This window comes from Allobosea sp. BK604 (assembly GCF_004341515.1).
In the GTDB taxonomy this organism is placed as follows: Bacteria; Pseudomonadota; Alphaproteobacteria; order Rhizobiales; family Beijerinckiaceae; genus Allobosea.
On the sequence record NZ_SLZF01000007.1, the window covers coordinates 248,151 to 268,304 of the forward strand.

Here is a 20,154-nt window from a genome sequence, read left to right on the forward strand (position 1 = left end):
CCCGCTGATGACGCTGATGAGCAAACCGCTCTGGTCGGAAGGCATGCTGATCCGGCCGCAGCATTTCCAGCAATATGACCGCTGGATCGAGCATGTCATCGAGGGGCGCGCCGCCGGGCTCGACGCCTTCGGCTGGGGCCTGCGTTCGCTCTCGCTCGCGAGCGAACTGCTGCCACTCGGCCGCATCGGCATCACCGGCATCGGCGGGGTCATGCCTGATGGTACCGTGCTCGGCAACGCCTCCCATGCCGGCTTCGAGGCGCGCTCGATTCCGCCCAACACCAAGAATGCCCTGATCAAGGTCGCGGTCTCGGTGCGCGGCCTCGACGGCGCCGAGATCGGCGCCGACGGACGCCAGCGCCGCTACGAGTCGATCGAGCAGCCGATGCGCGACACCACCGCCCCGGGCAAGGGCGCGGTCTCGCTACGTGTCGCCAGGCTGGTTCCGCGCATCCTGATCGAGGGCGAGTCCGAGGACGATCTCGTCACCATGCCGATCGCTCGCATCAAGGAGCTCGATGCGACCGGCGCGATCATCCTCGACGAGAACTACATCCCGCCCTGTCTCGATTTCCATGTCTCGCAGCGCATGGTCAGGATCGTCAACGAGATCCGCTCGCTGCTGCGCAGCCGCGCCGAGGCGCTCGCCGGCCATGATCCCGCGCAGGCGACCGCCGAGAGCGGCGGCCTCGTCGACCTGATCATCCTCTCGATCGTCAACGGCCAGGAAGCGGTCTTCGACCATTTCGCCGCGACGCCGGGCCTCCATCCCGAGACGGTCTATCGTGCCGCGCTTTCGCTCGCCGGCCATCTCTCGACCTTCACCCGCACGCGCCGGCGCAGCGCCGATTTCCCGGCCTATCGCCATCCCGATCTCGACGCCGCCTTCGCACCGGTGCTCGACCAGCTCAGGCAGCTCCTGGCGACCCTGGTCGAACGCAACGCCATCGCGCTGCCGCTGCAGGATCGCGGCTATGGCATCAGGCTCTCGACCATCTCCGACCGGACCCTGTTCCAGGATTGCCGCTTCGTCCTGATCGCGGTCGCGAGCGTGCCGACCGAGAGCCTGCGCAGCCAATTGCCGATCTCGATGAAGATCGGCTCGGTCGAGCAGATCCGCGACCTCGTCAACCTGCAATTGCCGGGCATTCCGCTCAGGGCGCTGCCGGTGGCGCCGCGTGAGCTGCCCTTCCTGCAGAGCGGCGTCTATTTCGAGCTCGATCAGAGCGTCGAGCTCTGGCGCAACCTGACGCGCTCCGCGGCCGTCGCCTTCCATGTCAGCGGCGACTATCCCGACCTGCATCTCGAATTCTGGGCGATCCGCGGGAAACGTTCGTGAAGCAGGTCCCGGATCCGAGCCTGGACGCTCCCACCGTCGTCGGTCACAAGCCGACGGGGCTGCTGCAGCCACGCGCGCCGTCGCCCTCCGTGCTCGATATCCCGACCACGCCGATCATACCGCCGCCGCCGCGGCAGATGGCGCCCGCGCCGGGCAACGCCATGCGCGCCCAGACCGTGCCCGGCCTCGCCGGCACCGATCTCGCCGCGCGCCAGTCGCGCGAGCCGGCGCCGCGCGAGGCGGGCGGCCGCAGCGTCAGCATGCAGCTCGCCAGCGAGCCGGCCGGGCCCTCCGACGCGATCATCGCCGCCGCCGGGCCGCTGCTCGTGCTGGTGGCGCAACTGCGTGACGCGGTCGAGTTCGCCGATGTCACGACCCTGCGCAACGAGGTGGTCAACCAGATCCAGAAATTCGAGGAGATGGCGGTCAAGTTCGGCGCCTCCGCCGGCGATGTCAGCGCCGCCCGTTACATCCTCTGCTCGCTGATCGACGAGACGGTGATGACCACGCCCTGGGGCAGCGCCAGCACCTGGAGCACGAGCTCGCTGCTCAACCGCTTCCATAACGAGACCTGGGGCGGCGAGAAGGTTTTTGCCATCCTCGACAGGGTCAAGGCCGATCCGAAGAAGAGCCTCGTCCTGCTCAAGCTGATCGACATGGTCCTCGTCCTCGGCTTCGAGGGCATGTACCGCGTGCTCGATGGCGGCCGCGAGCGCCTGGCCGATCTGCGCGACGAGGTCGGCTCGCTGGTGGCGCAGCATTCGCCGCCGCCGCCCTCCGAGCTCTCGGCCGAATGGCGCGGCTTCAGCGGCCAGAAATCGCTCAGGACCTTCCTGCCGCTCTGGGTCGTCTTCGCCGTCACCGGCGTGCTGCTGGTCTGCATCTACGGCTACCAGCGCTACAAGCTGACCAGCAATCTCTCGCCGGTGGTCGAGCAGTTGCGCGGCCTCAACGCCTCGATCAGCCCGATCGGAGGCGCTGCGCCATGATCCGCTCCTTCCTGATGGGCTTCCTGAGCTGGCGCGGCATCGTCACGCTGCTCGGCCTCGCCGCGCTCTGCGCGGTGATCTGGTTCGCCGGTCCCTTTCTCGTCTTCGGCGACATGCAGCCGCTGGCGCCGATCGAGAACCGTGTCACGACCATCGTCGTCCTGCTCGGCGGCCTCTTCGCCCTGGCCCTGATCCGGCTCTGGCTGGCACGGCGCGCCAATGCCCGGATGATCAAGTCGCTGCTCGACACCGAGGGTCTGGCCTCGATGGCCGATAGCGGCGGGGTCGAGGAAGTCGCGATCATCCGCGAGCGCTTCGAGGAGGCCCTGACCACGCTGCGCGACACGGTCTTCGAGGGCAAGAAGGGCAATGGCTATCTCTTCGAATTGCCCTGGTACGTGATCATCGGCCCGCCGGGCGCCGGCAAGACCACGATCCTGAAGAATTCCGGCCTCGATTTCCCGTTGGCGCGCAAATTCGGCTCTGACCCGGTCGCGGGCCTCGGCGGCACCCGCCATTGCGACTGGTGGTTCACCGAGCAGGCCGTGATGATCGACACGGCCGGCCGTTACACCACGCAGGATGCCGGCAATGTCGTCGATCGCGCCGCCTGGCGCGGCTTCCTCGACCTGCTCAAGGCGCATCGCCGCCGCCGCCCGCTCAACGGCATCATCATCGCGATCAGCCTCTCCGACATCCTGCTGCAGAGCGAGGCCGAGCGGAAACGCCATATCGCTGCCCTGCGCTCGCGCCTGCAGGAGCTGACGCAGACCTTCGGCATGGAGCTGCCGACCTATCTGCTCATCACCAAATGCGACCTGATCGCCGGCTTCACCGAGTTCTTCGACGGGCTCGGTGAGCCACAGCGCGCCCAGGTCTGGGGCATGACGCTGCCGCACGACCAGAACCTCAACACCAAGCTCGCCGAGATCTTCGACCAGGGCTTCCGCGGCCTGGTCGAGCGGCTCGAGGCCTTGATGCCGGAGCGTGCCCATTCCGAGCGTGGCCTCGCCCGGCGCGGGCGCATCTTCACCTTCCCGAAGGAATTCGCCAGCCTTCGCCGCGATATCGGCAGCTTCGTCCACGAGGTCTTCAAGCCCAGCCGCTTCGAGGCCCATTCCAAGCTGCGCGGGGTCTATTTCACCTCGGGCACGCAGGAGGGCACGCCGATCGACCGCGTGCTCGCCGCCTTCGGCCGCAGCTTCGGCCTCTCCGGCAGCCAGCGCGCGCCCTTCTCGGGCCAGGGCAAGGCCTTCTTCGTCAACCGCCTGCTGACCGATGTCGTCTTCGAGGAGCAGGGGCTCGTCGGCGTCGACCGCAAGCTCGAGCGCCGGCTCGTCGTCGCCCAGAGCGCCGGCTATGCCGTCGCGGCCGCACTGTTCCTCGGCTTCTGCGCGCTCTGGTGGGGCGCGGCGAGTCGCAGCGAGGCCCGCATCAACGCCACCGCACAGGCCACGGCGGCGGCGCAGTCGCGCATCGCCGAGATGGGCCAGCGCCCGACGCTCGCCACCATCCTGCCGGCGCTGAACGCCGTCGAGGCCGTGCGCGACGCCACCGGCCATGCCGATTTCTTCGCCTGGCTCGACGGGCTCGGGCTCGCCGCGACGCCGACGCTGGCGCCGCTCGCCGACGGGCTCCGCGACAAGCTCCTGACCGACCGGCTCCTGCCCGGCGTCGGCAGCCGCGTCTCCGAGCGCCTCAACGGCCTGATCCAGGTCGGCGGCGACGCCGAGGCGACCCGCGATCTGCTGCGAAGCTATCTCATGCTCGGCGATCCCTCGCGCTATGACCGCGCCGCGGTGCTGAAGACGCTGAAGGAGGAGGCGCAGCTCGCCTTTCCCATCGACCGCAGCAAGCTCGCCGAGATGAACGGTCATATCGAGCATCTGATGAACCTGCTGCCGCGGCCGATGATCCTCGACGCGAGGCTGGTCGACTATGTGCGCTCGCGCCTGACACGGACGCCGCGGACCGAGCAGGTCTATGCCAGGCTCTTGCGCGAGGCGGCGCAGAACCCGCGCCTGCGGCCGGTCAACCTCGCCTCGGTGATCGGGCCGGGCAGCCTGCAGATCGCCTCGGCCCGCTCGAGCGACGCGGTCTCGGTTATTCCCGCCGCCTTCACCCGCGAGGGCTTCTACGAATTCGTGCTGCCGCGCTTGCCTGTGCTGATCCGCGAGGAGCTCGGCGTCGACTGGGTGACCGGCGGCGACAAGGCGAGCGACGGCGTCGTCCAGACCATCGCCAAGGAGGTGATGGAGCGTTACGTTGCCGATTACACCCGCTCCTGGCAGGCGGCGATCGCCAATGTCGGGCTTGTGCCGTTCAGCGATCTGCAGCGCGGCCTCACCGCCGTCCAGGCGCTGGCCGGCGCCAATTCGCCACTGGAGCGCCTGGTCGGCGTCGTCCGTACCAATACCGAGCTGCCCCTGCCGGGCGATCAGGCCGCCGCGGCGGCCAATGCCGCCTCGCCGATTCCCGGCGCGCTCGGCGGCGGGCTGATCGCGCAGGCCGCGAGCGGCGCCGCCAATGCCGGCGTCGCGGCGGCGCTCGGCGATGCGCCCTGGCCCGGCATCGCCATTGGCGCCCCGTTCAAGCCCCTGATCGAGCTGGTCGCACCGCCAAGCGGCGCCCAGCCGCAAATGGCGCGCGTGCGCGAGCTCTTCAGCGGCGTCTACGGCGCGCTCAGCAATGTCGCCAATGCGCCCGACCCACGCCAGGCCGCCTATCAGCTGGTCGTCAGCCGCAAGGGCTCGGGGCCTGACCCGCTGGCGCAGCTGCGCGCCGATTCAGCGCTGCGGCCCGATCCGGTCCGCGGCGTCATGCGCGATGTCGCCAATGCGAGCTGGGCCGCGGTGCTCAGCGGCGGTCTCGGCCATGTCAACGAGGCCTGGCGGCGCGATGTGCTGCCGGTCTGCCAGGGCGCGCTCGACCAGCGTTACCCGATGTTCGGCGACGGGCGCGACGAGGTCTCGCTGCGTGATTTCGGCGATTTCTTCCGCCCCGGCGGGCTGATGGACGATTTCTTCCAGAAATACCTGTCGCCCTTCGTGACCGACCAGCGTACCGGCTATGCCCCGGCGGTGGTCGATGGCACGGCGCTGCCGCTGCGCAGCGAGGCCTTGCAGCAATTCGCCCGGGCGCGGGCGATCCGCGGCGCCTTCTTCTCCGGCACGGGCTCCGCCCCTTCGGTCAAGTTCAGCTTGCGGCCCTCCTTCCTCGATCCGCGGCTGCTGCGGGCCACCATGTCGATCGACGGGCGCGATCTCGTCTACCGCCATGAGGCGACGCGTGCCTACGACCTGGAATGGCCGACCCGCAGCGAATCCAGCTCGGTCTCGGTGACGCTGACCGATCTCAACGGCAAGGACACCCGCATCGAGAAGACCGGCGCCTGGGCCCTGTTTCGTTTGGTCGATGCCTCCAACATCGCCGCGCGCGGCGGCGCCGATCAGTTCAGCATCACCGTCACCGGCGAAGGCGGCACGCGCGTCTCCTATCAACTGCGCGCCTCCAGCATCAACAACCCGTTCAGCCTGGGGGTTCTGCGCGCCTTCAGATGCCCCGATTCACTGTGATGACGACGCGGCCCGCGGTCGGCCTTTTCGGAAAGCTGCCTTGGGAGGGGGATTTCATCCAGCGCGGCCTGCCCTCGCGCTTCGTCCGCCCCTGGGACGAATGGCTGTCGCAGGCCATGGCGGCAAGCCGAGAGGCGCTCGGCCCCAGATGGTCCGATGCCTATCTGCTCAGCCCGCCCTGGCGCTTCGTCATCGAGCCCGGGATTCTCGGGCCTTCCGGCTGGGCCGGAATCCTTGCCTCCTCGGTCGATCGCGTCCGGCGCTTCTTCCCGCTGACATTGGCGCTGGAACTGCCTGCCGGACTCGCAGCGGTCGAGGGCGCGGTTTCGCTCGGACCGCTCTGTGCGATCCTGGAGGAGGCCGCGCTGTCGCTGATCGATGCCGACCAGTCGCTCGATCTCGCCCTGGAGCAGACGGCGCTGAGGGCCGAGGCCGCGCTGATCGTGATGCGGCCGCCGCTACCGTTCAGCGACGGTGCGAGCGCCGCAGGCGCATCCGCCCTGCTCGCCGCGACGGGAGACGATGCGCCATTGCAGGCTCTGGCCGGTGCCGCGACCGGGGACGCCGAGAGCGGCTGGTGGCATGATCGCTGGAGCGGGCATGCGCCTGCCGCGATCCGCTGCGAGGGGCTGCCCGACCCTGCCGGCTTCGCCGCCTTCCTCGATGGCGACTGGCCGCGTCATGGCTGGAGCACGACCATGATCGAGGCCGGCCGATGACCGCGCCGCTGATCTGGGATGTCTCTTCCGCCACGATGCAGGGGCCGAACCACGACGACAACCAGGACGCCTATGCCGCCTGGCCGGAGGCCGGGCTCTTCGTCGTCGCAGATGGGATGGGCGGCCATACCGATGGCGGCCTCGCCAGCCGCTCCATCGTCGAGATCCTGCAGACCGTGCTCGAGCCCGGTGTCGAGCTCACCGTGCGCGTGGCGCTGGCCGAGGAGGCGATCGAGGCCGTCAACACTGCCCTGCGCGAGAAAGCCGATACCTTGCCGAGCCGTGACATCATCGGCTCGACCGTGGTCGCGCTCCTGGTTGGCGACGATCTCGCCGTCTCGCTCTGGGTCGGCGATTCCCGCATCTACCATTTCAGCCAGGGGCGGCTGCGCCGGCTGACCCGGGACCATACGCTGGCCGAGGATAGCGACGTCACCGAGGGCAATCTCAACGTGCTGACGCGCGCTGTCGGCTCGACCCGACATGTCGAGATCGAGCGCCTGGTCACCGAGGTCGCCGCGGGCGATACCCTGCTCGTCTGCAGCGACGGCCTGACCAAGGCCCTGAGCGAGGAGGAGATCGCGAGCTTCCTGGCCGAGCCGCTGCCGGGGCTGGCGGAGCGCCTCGTTGCCCGCGCCGTGGTCAGCGGCGGGCGCGACGACACCACGGCCGTCGTGGCTCGCTGTCGATGAGGGCGCCCTGACGGCATCATGAAGCGCATTCGGGGAAAGATACCGCATCGGCCGGTCGAGCGAGCGCTCCCCGTTCCTCTCGGCACCAAGGTGCGCGGGCGCTTCAAGATCATCGACGTCATCGGCCGCGGCGGCATGAGCACGGTCTATCGCGCCATCGATCTCGTACGGGTAAGGGCGCGCGCCGCCGATACCGACATCGCGCTCAAGGTCATCGATGTCGACGAAGGCTATCGGCCGGACGCGATCGCCCTGCTGCATCGCGAGGGCAGGCGGCTGCTCGAGTTGCAGCATCCCAATATCGTCCGCGTCTACGATTCCGACGAGGACGGCTCGCTGCATTTCCTGGTCATGGAGCTGCTGCGCGGCAAGACGCTCGCCAAGGTGATGGAGGAGCGCGATGGCAGGCCGCTCGATGCTTCGCTCGCCATGCGCGTGATCCGCGGCGTCGGCGACGGGCTCTCCGCCGCGCATGCTCAGGGCATGATCCATGGCGACGTCAAGCCAGGCAACGTCTTCGTCACCCGCGAGGGCATGGTCAAGCTGATCGATTTCGGCACCGCCCAGGGCACGGCGCGGCGCGATCACGATCCCGACGAGGATGCGACCTCGCATTATGTCGACCGCATGCGCGCGGTCACCCCGGCCTACGCTTCGCTGGAGATGCTGGCCGGCGAATTGCCGGACGAGCGCGACGACGTCTTTTCCTTCGCCGTCATCGCCTATCTGATCCTGTCCGGCGCCCATCCGTTCGGCGGCAAGACGGCCGAGCAGGCGCGCAGGGAAGGGCTGGCGGCGACGCGGCCGCCAAAGCTCGCCGGCGCACGCTGGGTCGTGCTGCGCGAGGCCCTGGCGCTGGCGCGCGCCGACCGGATCGCGACGGTCGCGGCCTTCTCCAGCCGGCTCGCGCGGCCGACGCTTTCCGATTATTGGCGGGCGCTGCGGCCGCAGGCGCGCCGGCCCATCGCGACGAGCGACATCTCCGTTCCGGCCAGCGGGGAAAAGCCGCCGACGCCGTCAGCGTCGTAAACCTGTCAACAGCGCTGCCTAGTTTACGCTACGTCCCCTTTCTCCGTTCCGGCGTCTGCCACGGGCAAGCCAGCCGGAAATACATTCGCGCTTGATCAACCTGCTTTCCGAGGCTGCGCCGCCATGGCTGACACCACCCATGATCTGACGATCGAGCTCGAGCTGGCCTCCGGCCAGATCAAGAGCGGCATCCATGTCGAGTCGCTGCAGGGCCGCGAGGAGATCTCGCATCCCTATCTGCACCGGGTCACCTTCCGCTCGACCAACGAGATCAAGCCGGATGATGTCGTCGGCGAAGGCGCCAAGGTCACGGTGAAGAGCGAGGCCGGCGATCTGGTCGTGAACGGCGTTGTCGTCGAGTTCTCGGCCGATGATCCGCTTGGCGATCAGGGCTTTCTCTACGTGGTCGAGATCGCGCCGCGGCTCAAGCTGCTCGATCTCAGCCGCCAGAACCAGGTCTACGGCACCAACAGCAAGGTCACGGTCAAGGACATCATCAAGGCCGAGGTCGACGGCACGCTGACCACTGCCAGCGACTCGCCCAAGATCGAGGCCGAGATCAACCTGAACGCGACCTATCGCGAGCGCGAATTCATCGTTCAGTACGACGAGACCGACCTCGCCTTCCTCTCGCGCTGGTGCGAGGCGAACGGCATCTTCTATTACTTCACCCAGGGCGACAGCACCGAGACGGTCGTCTTCGGCGATTCCAACGTCGCCTTCGGCCAGGCCGCGGTACAGCGCCTGCCTTACCGCAACGGGCACAACCTCCTGGTCACGACCCAGGCCGCTGTGACCTCCTTCCGGTTCTCGGCCAAGCCGGTCACCAAGTCGGTGATCCTGCGCGAATACAATCCCGACAAGCCGGCTCTCGTACTGCGCTCGGCCGCAAGCGTCGAGCAGGGCAAGATCGGCACGATTGTCGAATACGGCCAGTATTTCCTCGAGCCGGACGAGGGCGATTACCTCGCCCAGGTCCGCGCGCAGGAGATCGCCTGCCGCCGCCAGATCTTCCGCGGCACCAGCAATGCGCCGCAGCTGCGCCCGGGCCTGTTCTTCGATCTCGACGGTCATCCCTCGCTCGACGGCCGCTACCTGATCATCTCGGTCGAGCATTCGGTCGCGACGCCGGCACCGTCTGGCTTCGGCACGGCCGAGGCCAGCGGCGGCCAGCCCTATGTCAACAATTTCGAGGCGATCCCCTTCGCCACCGATTTCCGCCCCGCGCGCAAGACGCCGCGCCCGCTGGCAGCCGGCCTCTTCACCGCCCATGTCGACGGCGAGACCGATGGCTCGCGCGCCGAGGTGGACGATCACGGCCGCTACAAGATCAAGCTGCGCTATGACGAGGGCGACAGCAGCGACGGCAAGGCGAGCGAATATATCCGCAAGGCCGAGCCCTATGCCGGCCCCTCCGATACCGGCATGCATTTCCCGCTGCTGAAGGGCACCGAGGTCGTGCTCTGCTGCGTCAACGGCGATATCGACCGGCCGATCATCGTCGGCGCCGTGCCGAACCCGTTGACCCCGAATGTCGTCGCCAGCCGCAACCAGACGCTCAATCGCTTCCGCTCGCCGTCGGGCACCCTGTTCGAGATGAATGACGGCCCGTCCTCGTGACAGTCGGGCGCCGATGCGCCGGGCATGACGACGTGATCGAGTGAAGAAGGCTGCGTGAGATGACGACGATCTGGCAGGCTCCCACGCAGGAGATCGACCCGCTGACCGAGGTCGTGCTCGAAGCCATTCGCAGCCAGGTCTTTCCGGTTGCGCCGGTCGGTGTCGCCATCGAAGCCGTGCCCGGCGCCGCCTGGCGCGAGGCACGGCTCGCGGATGGACGCACTGTCCGTCTGGCGCTGACGGTCGCGCCCGGCGAGCAGGCTCGTTTCGGTGTTCGCGCCTGCGCCAATATGCGGGTCTCCGGCGAGGTCGCGGTCGATGATCACGGCTACCGTGTCGCCTCCGACGTCATCGTCGACCTGAAGACCCGCGCCGTCCTCTCCTGCGATTGCAGGATGGAGAGCCTCGGCCGCATCGGCGGCTGACGCCAGCCGCACGCGGCTGGAGCCGAGCGCTGTCTCGGCCGTAGGGAAGCCAGCCGCGACGAGCTATCGCGCTGCGCCGGGCCACTGCCGGCCGCCCCCCCGAGCGCTTTCGAGCACAGTAGAACCAGCTTCGCGGTGGCCGTCGCCGCAGCGATCCGATGGTCGCGCGTGGGCGGCGAAAACCCTGACCGGGGCCGGCCGAATCTCGCTTCCGGCTTTACTCGTTTCTGCGCAACGCCTCCGGCACCCTCATGGAGTGCCCTGTCGTGACGTCATCACGTCGGCATGCCGTCGCGCCTCATGTCGAAATCCCCAGGCAAAAGCCGAGTTCCTGTTGCTGGTTGTTCACGTTTCGGCGGGGTTCTTGCGGCTTCGCTAACGCGCTCCGCGACAGCTCGCGCAGCCGGTTAACCTTCTCGTGGGTCTCGTTCCGCTCCAAGCCTCCCCGACGCTGAGAACGGGCCTGCGCAAGACGACCTGACCGCGCAGGAATCTGCGCAGTCACAGGGCTGACATCTTGATTGAAAATACAACCATTTCAATGGGTTGATGATTGTTCGGAGGTTGGTACGGCGCTTGCGGTACTGATGGTGCCGGCGAGGGCCGGTTCTCATACCAAGGGTTAAGACAATGGCACTCGACGCCTATATGACCATCAAGGGCCAGAAGCAGGGCGACATCTCGTCCGAGGCCAGCACCATCAAGAGCGCCGGCGCCGGCGCCAAGTACGACAAGCACGGCAACGAGATCACCATCCTCGCTTTCACCAGCGGCGTGATCAACCCGCGCGATCCGAAGTCCGGCACCACCACCGGCGCCCGCATCCATCAGCCGGTCACCTTCACCAAGGTGTTCGACCGTTCCTCGCCGCTGCTGTGGCAGGCTCTCGCCACCGGCGAGACGCTGACCGAGATCGTCTGCAAGTTCTTCCGTCCGGACACCAGCGGTCTCGGCGAGCCGGAAGAGTTCTTCGAGTACAAGTGGGAAAACGCCAAGCTCTGCGAGGGCAAGTCCTACCTGCCGCTGACCGTTGCCGCCGGCAACGATCACATGCGCCCGATGGAAGACTGGTCGTTCACCTATGAGAAGGTGACCTGGAAGCACTCGAAGGCTTCGACCGAAGGCACCGATTCCTGGCAGGCCGCCTGATCATCCGACCTTTCGTCGCCGCCCCGGCCCCGGGGCGGCGATTTGTTGCCCGGCAATCATATTTTTCAAGATTTCCCTTCGGGAAGCTGGCGGTGTCATCGCAGGGTCATTCAGCCCCTGTGAGGTTGCGCCCAAGTCGGTTGCCGGCTCGATCAGGATTGCACCGGTCAAGCTGCGATTCGCCGGCTCTTTCGACAGCGGGGGCGTTTTCATGGTTCAAGTCGATCTCAAGCAGCTTCTCGGCCGCCTCAATCCTTATGTGAAGCGCGCTCTCGAGACCGCTGCGGGTCTCAGCGTCGGGCGCAGCCACTATGAGGTTGCGGTCGAGCACATGCTGCTCGTGCTCGCCGATGACGAGCAGCGCGATCTCGGCGTGATCCTGCGTCATCATGGGCTCGACGCCTCCGGCCTGAAGCGGGGCCTGACCCGCGCCACCGAATCCTTCAAGACCGGCAATGCCGGCCGCCCCGTCTTCGCGCCCGGCCTGATCGAGCTTCTGACCGATGCCTGGCTCGTCGCCTCGGTCGAGCTCGGCCAGCAGCAGATCCGCTCCGGCGCCATCCTCGCCGCGCTGCTCTCCAGCCCGAGCCGCTATGCGATGGCCGACTGGTTCGAGGAGCTGCGCGCCATTCCGCTCGGCGAGCTCAAGGCCAAGTTCCGCGACATCGTCGCCGCCTCCGCTGAAGAGCCGACCGGCGCCAAGCCGGGTGAGGCCGGCGCCGCCGCCAAGGGTGGCGAGGTCATGCCGGCCGACGGTGCGCTCGCCCGCTTCACCGTGAACTTCACCGAGCAGGCCCGCGCCGGCAAGATCGACCCGGTCTTCGGCCGCGATCGCGAGATCCGGCAGATGATCGACATCCTCGGTCGCCGCCGCAAGAACAACCCGATCTGCGTCGGCGATCCCGGCGTCGGCAAGACCGCGGTGGTCGAGGGCCTCGCGCTCAAGATTGCCGAGGGCGACGTCCCGGACTTCCTCAAGAATGTCGAGCTGATCAGCCTCGATCTCGGCATGCTCCAGGCCGGTGCCGGCGTGAAGGGCGAGTTCGAGAACCGGCTCAAGGGCATCATCGACGAGGTCAAGGCCTCGCCGAAGCCGATCGTCCTCTTCATCGACGAGGCGCATATGCTGGTCGGTGCCGGCGCCTCGGCCGGCGGCGGCGATGCCGCCAACCTGCTGAAGCCCGCGCTCGCCCGCGGCGAGCTCAAGACCGTCGCTGCCACGACCTGGGCGGAATACAAGAAATATTTCGAGAAGGATCCGGCGCTCGCCCGCCGCTTCCAGCTCGTCAAGCTCGACGAGCCCTCTCCGCTGGAAGCAATCACCATCGTGCGCGGCCTGCGCGCCGCCTATGAGAAGAGCCACGGCGTCTATGTCCGCGACGATGCCGTCGCCGCCGCCGCCAATCTTTCGGCCCGCTACATTTCCGGCCGCCAGCTGCCCGACAAGGCGGTCGACGTGCTCGACACCGCCTGCGCCCGCGTCAAGCTTTCACTCTCGACCAAGCCGGCGACGATCGACGACCAGGAGCGCCGTATCGCCACGTTGCAGCGCGAGCTCGGCGCCCTCGAGCGCGACCGCACCACGCTCGGCCGCGACAACCCGCGCATCGCCGAGATCGAGGCAGAGATCGCCAGGATCGAGGCCGACAAGGCCGAGGCGATGGCGCAATGGGAGCGCGAGAAGGCGCTGGTCGACCGCATCGTCGAGCTGCGCCGCGAGCTGGGCATCGGACCGGAGGGCATGGCCGAGATCGAGGCCAAGGCCGCGAATGACGATGGCGACGACGCTCATGACGATCGCGACGAGGATGCGACCGGCGAGGCCGACGACTCGCGCAAGGCGGCCGAGCAGGAGTTGCAGCAGGCCGTCGCCGAGCTGGAGAAGGCCCGCGGCAAGACCGCGATGATCCATTATGAGGTTACCGCCGATGCGGTCGGCCAGGTCATCTCGGACTGGACCGGGATCCCGGTCGGCAGCATGGTCAAGGACGAGGCGGCTGCCATTCTCGGCATGTCCGCGAACCTGCGCCAGCGCATCAAGGGCCAGGACCACGCCGTCTCGGCGCTGGACGAGGGCATGCGCGCCGCCAAGGCCGGCGTCAACAATCCCGGCCAGCCCATGGGCGTCTTCCTCTTCGTCGGCACCTCCGGCGTCGGCAAGACCGAGCTCGCGACCCAGCTTGCCGATCTGCTCTTCGGCGGCGAGCGCTTCCTGATCACCATCAACATGTCCGAGTTCCAGGAGAAGCACACCGTCTCCAAGCTCGTCGGCGCCCCGGCCGGCTATGTCGGCTATGGCGAGGGTGGCCTGCTCACCGAGGCGGTGCGCCAGCGGCCCTATTCGGTCGTGTTGCTCGACGAGTGCGAGAAGGCCGATCCGGAGGTGCTCAACCTGTTCTACCAGGTCTTCGACAAGGGCACGCTCGCCGACGGCGAAGGCCGCGTCATCGACTTCAAGAATACCGTCATCATCCTGACCTCCAACCTCGCCACCGACATCATCACGGCGATGGGGACCCAGGAGGAGAAGCCCTCGACGGCCGAGCTGACCGAGGCGATCCGCCCCGCGCTCTCGCGCCATTTCAAGCCGGCGCTGCTCGCCCGCATGCAGATCGTGCCGTTCTACCCGCTGATGCCCGACGTGCTCGGCGAGATCGTCCGGCTCAAGCTCAACAAGGTCGGCAAGCGCCTGCGCGAGAGCCAGAAGATGAGCTTCTCCTATAGCGACGCGGTGGTGGAGGCGATCACGGCGCGCTGCACCGACGTCGATACCGGCGCCCGCAATATCGACCACATCGTCAACCGCACCCTGCTGCCTGAGATCGCGACCGAGATCATCAGCCGCATGGGCGACGAGGCTGCGCCCGACAGCCTCTCCGTCGATATCGATGCCGACGGCAACTTCACCTACAGCTTCGGCGGTTCTGCGCCGGAGCCGGTGGCGGAGGCGGCCGAGTAAGCAGGCGCCGGATATCGGGGCTGACCATGCAGGACCCGCTAGCGGTCGCTGAAGAGCTGATCGAACTGACGACCACGCTTGCCACCGAGCGGCGCCTCGAGGCGCTGCTCGGCGCGGTGGTCTCTTCGGCGCGCCGTCTCACCCGGGCCGAGGGCGGTCGCGTGCTTGTGCTCGACCGGACCGGCCGGCACCTGCACGGGCTGATCGGCCAGAACGATGTCGTGCCCGAGGCGGCCGCCTTTCCGGATACGATCCCGGTCTATGCCGAAGGCAACGCGTTCAACATGCGCGACGCCAATGTCTTCAGTGCCGTGACCGGGCAGATCGTCAATCTCGCCGATCTCTACGACTACACCACCTTCGACGTCTCGGCGCTCTACGCTCATGACGCCAGGACCGGCTATCGCAGCCGCTCCTTCGTCGTCGCGCCGCTCTGGAATGTCGAGGGCGTCACACTCGGCGTGCTGCAGCTCATCAATGTCCGGCAGACGCCGGATGGCGAGATCGGCGCCTTGCCCAAGGCGTTCGAGCGTATCGTCGCCTCCTTCGCCGCCCATGCCGCGGTCGCCATGGCCAATGCCAGGCTGTTCGAGGAGAACCGCCAACTCATCCGCCAGCTCGACCGCAAGAATGCCGATCTCGCCCAGGAGAACACCCGGCTCAAGGTCATGGCGACCATCAATGACGATCAGGTCGTCGGCGAGAGCCCTGTCTTCCAGGCGGCGCTCGATCTGGCGCGGCGGGCGGCCTCGTCGCCCGTTGCGGTGCTGCTGCTTGGCGAGACCGGGACCGGCAAGGAGGTTTTTGCCCAGGCGATCCATCGTTTCGGCAAGCGGCAGGGCCGTCCCTTCGTCGCCCAGAACTGCGCTGCGCTGCCCGAGACGCTGCTCGAAAGCGAGCTCTTCGGCCACCGCAAGGGCGCCTTCTCCGGCGCCGTCGCCGATAAGAAGGGGCTGGTGCACGAGGCCAATGGCGGCACGCTCTTCCTCGACGAGATCGGCGACATGCCGCTCGCCCTCCAGGCCAAGATCCTGCGCCTTCTGGAAGAGGGCTCGGTCCGCCGGCTCGGCGACACCAAGGTCGAGAAGGTCGATGTCCGCATCGTCGCCGCGACCAATGTCGACCTGCCGCAGAAGATCGCCCAGGGCACGTTCCGCGAGGATCTCTACTATCGCCTCAGCGTCTTCCCGGTGCAGATCCCGCCGCTGCGTCAGCGCCCCTCCGACATTCCCAAGCTGATCGATTTCTTCCTGACCCGCATCGCCAACGCCCATGGCCGCACGCCATTCGCGCTGACGCCGCGCGCGCTCGATGCGCTCTGCCGCTGGCGCTATCCCGGCAATGTCCGCGAGCTCAAGAACATCGCCGAGCGCGCCGCGCTGCTCGTCGATGGCGAAGAGCGGATCGACCTTAAACATTTGCCGGCAAATCTATCGGCGACGCAGGCGCCCGATATCGTCGTGCCCTCCTCGTCGCCAGGCGCCGATCATGCGAGCCTGCGCGCCGCGGTGCGCCATTACGAAGCGATCGTGATCGAGAACCGACTGCGTGAAACCGGCTGGAACCAGAGCCGCGCCGCCGAATTGCTGCAAATCTCGCGGCGCAGCCTGGTCGAGAAACTCCAGCGCTATGCGATCAGGCCGCCAAGCTGATATGACAGCGATTGATCGCATCGAGGCAGCCCGAGGACCACATGGATAGCGTCGCGGAGCTCGACCGCTGCCTGCAATCATTCTTCGCCGGCCGGCTGCCCTTCGACAAGCTCGTGATCGCTTTGAAGAGTTTGCGGGCGCAGGGCGATCCGCATGGTGCGATCCCGGAGCGCCTGCAATATTGGGTCGAACTCGGCCGCCTCCCGGCCGATCTCAACGCGCATCTGCTCGCCGAGTTGCAAGCCAGCGCTCCCGCCGCGCCGCAGGACTATCTCGACCAGCCGACCGTGCCGCTCGCGCGTCCGGCCGGCGCGCAGCCTGCGCCGAGCGTGGCCCTGCCCAAGGCCGACACGATGCGCGACAAGGTCGACGAGGTCGTCGTCAACGCGCTGATCGGCGGCTTCACCGGCTTGCGCGGCCGCGGCCGGGAGACGGCGCCGCGCCAGGACGCGGCGCTCGACGCCAGCCTCGCCGATTTTCGCAGCCTGCGTTTCCGCCGCGACGCCAGCAATGCCGAGGCCGGCCGGGCCCGCCGTTTCGAACTCGACCCGCGCCAGGAGAGCCGGGCCATCGGTACGGGCGCGATGCTGAAGGACCGCTTCATCCTCGACAGCGAGATCGGCCGCGGCGGCATGGGCGTGGTCTATCGCGCCGTCGACCGGCGCCGGCTCGAGGCGATGCACCGTCAGCCCTATGTCGCGATCAAGCTGCTTTCAGGCGATTTCCGCTACCATCCCGAAGCGCTGCGCACGCTCGAGGCCGAGGCGCGCAAGGCGCAGGAATTGTCGCATCCGAATATCGTCACCGTGCATGATTTCGAGCGCGACGGCACGCATCTCTTCATCGTCATGGAGTTGCTGGAAGGCGAGCCGCTCGACAACCTGCTGGCTCAGGCCGGCGGCGCCGGATTGCCCTCAGCCCAGGCGCAGGCGATCCTGCTTGGGCTCTGTGGCGGGCTTGGCCATGCCCATGCCCGCGGCGTGATCCATGCCGATCTAAAGCCGGCTAATATATTCGTGGCCGCAAATAGCGAGGTCAAGCTGCTCGATTTCGGCATTGCCAGCGCGACGCGGGACAGCGGCTTCGACCCGGCTTCGCTCGGTGGCCTGACCTTGCCCTATGCCAGCCCCGGCATGCTGGAAGGTGCGGGGCGCAACGCCCGCGACGATGTCTATGCCCTGGGTTGCGTCGCCTATTTGCTGCTGAGCGGCCGGCATCCGTTCGACATGACCCCCTCCGTCGAGGCGCGCGAGCGCGGGCTCGTGCCGGCGCGGCCGGCGGGGCTGCCGGAGCCGACCTGGGCTGCGATCGCCGCGGCCCTCGCCTTCGATCCGGATCTGCGGCCCGCCGATGCGATCGCCTTCCAGCGCGCTTTCTTTGCAGGTGCCGCGGTCTGATTGCGCGGTCGCCCGTCCAGAGCAGGGCGAAGCAGGTAAAGGGGTTGGGTGGCAGAGGGCCGGTCAGCCCACGTTCTGCGCCGGCGCGTCCGTGAAGGGCTGGTCGACCAGCGCGCCGATCGCGGCGATGCCCTCGGCATAGGCCGTCTCGGGCGCCAGCAGCGAATAGAGCCCGCCGCTGCCCAGCCGTACCATGTCCTCGGTCAGCGGCAGCACGGCGGCGACCGGCACGCGATAGGTGCTGGCGATCCGGTCCGACAATTGCCGGAAGTCGAGCGAGGGCAGCACCTTGTTGACGATCAGCAGCAGCTGCGGCACGCCGAGGCGGCGGGCGAGATCGAGCGTCACCGCCGTGCCCTGATAGTCCTGGTGATCGGGACGCAGGATCAGCAGAAGCGTGTCGGAGATCGCGATCGAGAGCAGCGTCTCCTCGTTGACACCGGGATGGGTGTCGATCAGCAGGTAGTCGAGCTGGAGGCGCCGCGACAGGTCCTGGAAGCCGTCATTCAGCAGGTTGACGTCATAGCCTTCCTTGATCACCCGCGCGATCTCGCCCGGCCTGATGCTCGAGGGCACCAGCACGACCGAGCCGCCGGACGAGGACGGATGGATTCCGGCATTGGTGACCAGCCGGTCGCTCACGTCATGCGCCGCTTCCTCGATCCGGCAGCGGCCCCAGAGAAAATCGTTCAGCGTGTAACGCAGCTGGTCCGGGTCGACATTGAACAGCACATGCACGCCGGGCGACTGGATATCGGTGTCGACCACGCCGACGCGCCGGCCCTTATGGGCAAGATTGGCCGCGATATTGGCGGTTGTGTTCGATTTGCCGGTGCCGCCGCGATAGGAATGCGTCGAAACGATCACGGTCATGAGCTGGCGGCCTCGGTTGTCTCGCCGTGACGCTGGCGCTGGCGCATCGCCTGTGCCCGCTCCTGCAACGTCCGGAAATAGTCGGTCTCGACGATGGCCGAGACCTCGCGCTCCTTGCGCGTCTGGTCGATCTCGATGGTCAGGCGCTGCACCTGGCTGCGCAGGGTGTCGTTCTCGTTCGTGACCGTCCGGTTGGCGTCCTCGAGCCGGCGATTGGCTTCCTTGAGCTCGGCCAGCATCTCGCCGAGACGATATTCGCGGGCCTCGATCTGCACGGCCATGCTGGCGAAGGCCTCGGCCAGCTCCTGCAGCACGGCGGGTGCGCCGGCGTCGATGGTCATCGCGAAGAGGCTGTCGATCTTGCCGTAATCCCCGCGCGCGAGCTCGCCGCAGAGGTCGCGCAGCCGCCGTTGAAATTCACTCGTCTCGTCTTTCACGCCGCTCTCCCAGAGCCGGATGACTTCAGCCGCTGTCGCCGGCGCCGCCATCTGAAGTCCAGATCCGTCTCTCACCAGGTCATTCGAGCATGGCCGCGCCCGAATCCCGGGCCCAATTCTGCCGAACATGCTCCAGCCGCGCACCTTAGAGGATCGATCATGACAGAACGAGGAAGGTTACTCGTCCGATCTGGCCGCCGAATCGTGCAGACGGTTTCGGTTGGAGATCGCGCCTTGTGCCCGGCTGGAATAGCGGTTCATCGCCGGATTCGACAAGATGTGCTGTGAACGGGCGTTACGTAACCGTAATCGAATCTTCGCAATAGGACTCTAGTCTCGTTAATCGAATAAACAGATTAAGGGTTCGGGGCGCCGGCATGTTGGCTCGCGGAATTCATGTCGTGCTGCGCAGCGACACTCACGAAATCCGCAAGCTGGCGGATGCAATCGAGTATCTCTCCGATTCGCTGCAATTGCCGCCGCCCATGGTGTTCCGGCTCAATCTGGCCCTCGACGAGCTGATCACCAACACCATCGCCTACGGCTATGCCGAGCGGAAGGATGGGGAGATCGACATCGAGATGCGCCGCCACGACGACCGGGTCGTGGTCAAGCTGATCGACCACGCCATCGCTTTCGATCCTTTCGATGTCGATGTCGCCGACACGACCTCCGCCCTGGAGGAACGGCCTGTCGGCGGGCTCGGCATCCATTTCGTCCGCACCCTCATCGACGAGGTCAGCTATAGCCGTGACGACGACCGCAATGTCATCACCCTGACCTTGCTGTTCCCGCCGCAGCTTGCCAGCGCGGCCGATGCCTGACATGTCAACCGTTGAACCGGGAGCGCCGGTTTCCCGCACTCTCAAGATGATGGAGATCGTCCGCTCATGATCGAGTCGGATTGGGTTGAGGAAGTGCTGGTGCTGGCTCTCAAGGGCCGGCTCGACAGCGTCAATGCGAGCGCCGTCGAGCTGTCGATCACGGACGAGATCAAGCAGGGCGCCAATCGGCTCGTGCTGGATTTCTCCGAGGTGCCCTATGTGTCCAGTGCCGGCCTGCGCGTCGTGCTCGTGGTGGCGAAACGCCTGAAGGAGGTCGGTGGCAAGCTCGTCCTCATCGGGCTGACTCCCTCCGTCCATGAGGTTTTCTCGATCAGCGGCTTCCTCCAGATCCTGACGGTCTGCGAGGATCGCGACGCCGCCATGGCCAAGCTTGGCGAATGAGTTCCGCGCCGGCCCCGTGGCCGGTGCCCGCCGCTGATTCCCGATGGCTTAACTGACCGCGGTGTCGCGGAAA

General features: G+C 67.2%; 16 protein-coding genes. 14 read left to right on the forward strand and 2 right to left on the reverse strand.

Annotation, left to right across the window (positions count from 1 at the left end):
• Positions 1-16: 16 nt before the first annotated feature.
• The 12 genes from tssK to EV560_RS22400 all read left to right on the forward strand — a co-directional run bounded on the left by tssK (position 17) and on the right by EV560_RS22400 (position 17,545).
• Positions 17-1,339, forward strand: a complete 1,323-nt coding sequence (gene tssK, locus EV560_RS22345; RefSeq protein ID WP_165923581.1) for a type VI secretion system baseplate subunit TssK — start codon at positions 17-19, stop codon at positions 1,337-1,339.
• On the forward strand, positions 1,336-2,328 hold the full coding sequence (gene icmH, locus EV560_RS22350) for a type IVB secretion system protein IcmH/DotU (RefSeq protein WP_131858027.1): 993 nt from the start codon (positions 1,336-1,338) through the stop codon (positions 2,326-2,328). Before tssK ends, icmH begins: the two co-directional genes overlap by 4 nt.
• Positions 2,325-5,903: a type VI secretion system membrane subunit TssM gene (tssM, locus tag EV560_RS22355; protein WP_165923582.1), complete on the forward strand. Its 3,579-nt coding sequence runs from the start codon at positions 2,325-2,327 to the stop codon at positions 5,901-5,903. The genes icmH and tssM overlap by 4 nt, the downstream gene beginning before the upstream one ends.
• Positions 5,903-6,622, forward strand: coding sequence for a type VI secretion system-associated protein TagF (tagF, locus tag EV560_RS22360; protein WP_165923583.1), 720 nt, complete (start codon positions 5,903-5,905; stop codon positions 6,620-6,622). The genes tssM and tagF overlap by 1 nt, the downstream gene beginning before the upstream one ends.
• Positions 6,619-7,314 (forward strand): PP2C family protein-serine/threonine phosphatase, encoded by a 696-nt coding sequence (locus EV560_RS22365; RefSeq protein WP_131858030.1) that lies wholly within the window; start codon positions 6,619-6,621, stop codon positions 7,312-7,314. Before tagF ends, EV560_RS22365 begins: the two co-directional genes overlap by 4 nt.
• Positions 7,315-7,332: 18 nt before the next feature.
• A complete protein-coding gene (locus EV560_RS22370) occupies positions 7,333-8,343 on the forward strand; it encodes a serine/threonine-protein kinase (RefSeq protein ID WP_131858031.1) in 1,011 nt (336 codons plus the stop codon).
• 123 nt (positions 8,344-8,466) lie between these two features.
• Positions 8,467-9,963, forward strand: a complete 1,497-nt coding sequence (locus EV560_RS22375) for a type VI secretion system Vgr family protein (protein WP_131858032.1) — start codon at positions 8,467-8,469, stop codon at positions 9,961-9,963.
• 59 nt (positions 9,964-10,022) lie between these two features.
• Positions 10,023-10,388 (forward strand): hypothetical protein, encoded by a 366-nt coding sequence (locus EV560_RS22380; RefSeq protein ID WP_131858033.1) that lies wholly within the window; start codon positions 10,023-10,025, stop codon positions 10,386-10,388.
• A 630-nt stretch (positions 10,389-11,018) separates the two neighbouring features.
• A complete protein-coding gene (locus EV560_RS22385) occupies positions 11,019-11,537 on the forward strand; it encodes an Hcp family type VI secretion system effector (protein ID WP_131858034.1) in 519 nt (172 codons plus the stop codon).
• Between the two features lie 211 nt (positions 11,538-11,748).
• Positions 11,749-14,496, forward strand: a complete 2,748-nt coding sequence (tssH, locus tag EV560_RS22390) for a type VI secretion system ATPase TssH (protein ID WP_131858035.1) — start codon at positions 11,749-11,751, stop codon at positions 14,494-14,496.
• Between the two features lie 26 nt (positions 14,497-14,522).
• Positions 14,523-16,148, forward strand: a complete 1,626-nt coding sequence (locus tag EV560_RS22395) for a sigma-54 interaction domain-containing protein (protein ID WP_131858036.1) — start codon at positions 14,523-14,525, stop codon at positions 16,146-16,148.
• 41 nt (positions 16,149-16,189) lie between these two features.
• Positions 16,190-17,545, forward strand: coding sequence for a serine/threonine-protein kinase (locus EV560_RS22400; RefSeq protein WP_131858037.1), 1,356 nt, complete (start codon positions 16,190-16,192; stop codon positions 17,543-17,545).
• Between the two features lie 63 nt (positions 17,546-17,608).
• Here EV560_RS22400 and EV560_RS22405 read toward each other — a convergent pair whose 3' ends face one another.
• Together EV560_RS22405 and EV560_RS22410 are read right to left on the reverse strand one after the other, a co-directional pair.
• On the reverse strand, positions 17,609-18,418 hold the full coding sequence (locus tag EV560_RS22405) for a MinD/ParA family ATP-binding protein (protein WP_131858038.1): 810 nt from the start codon (positions 18,416-18,418) through the stop codon (positions 17,609-17,611).
• Positions 18,415-18,855, reverse strand: a complete 441-nt coding sequence (locus tag EV560_RS22410) for a hypothetical protein (protein WP_131858039.1) — start codon at positions 18,853-18,855, stop codon at positions 18,415-18,417. The genes EV560_RS22405 and EV560_RS22410 overlap by 4 nt, the downstream gene beginning before the upstream one ends.
• A 377-nt stretch (positions 18,856-19,232) precedes the next feature.
• Between EV560_RS22410 and EV560_RS22415 the strand changes: the two genes are divergently transcribed.
• Positions 19,233-19,679, forward strand: a complete 447-nt coding sequence (locus tag EV560_RS22415; RefSeq protein ID WP_131858040.1) for an ATP-binding protein — start codon at positions 19,233-19,235, stop codon at positions 19,677-19,679.
• 66 nt (positions 19,680-19,745) lie between these two features.
• Entirely contained in the window at positions 19,746-20,081 is a 336-nt protein-coding gene (locus EV560_RS22420) for an STAS domain-containing protein (protein WP_131858041.1), read from the forward strand.
• Positions 20,082-20,154: the final 73 nt, after the last annotated feature.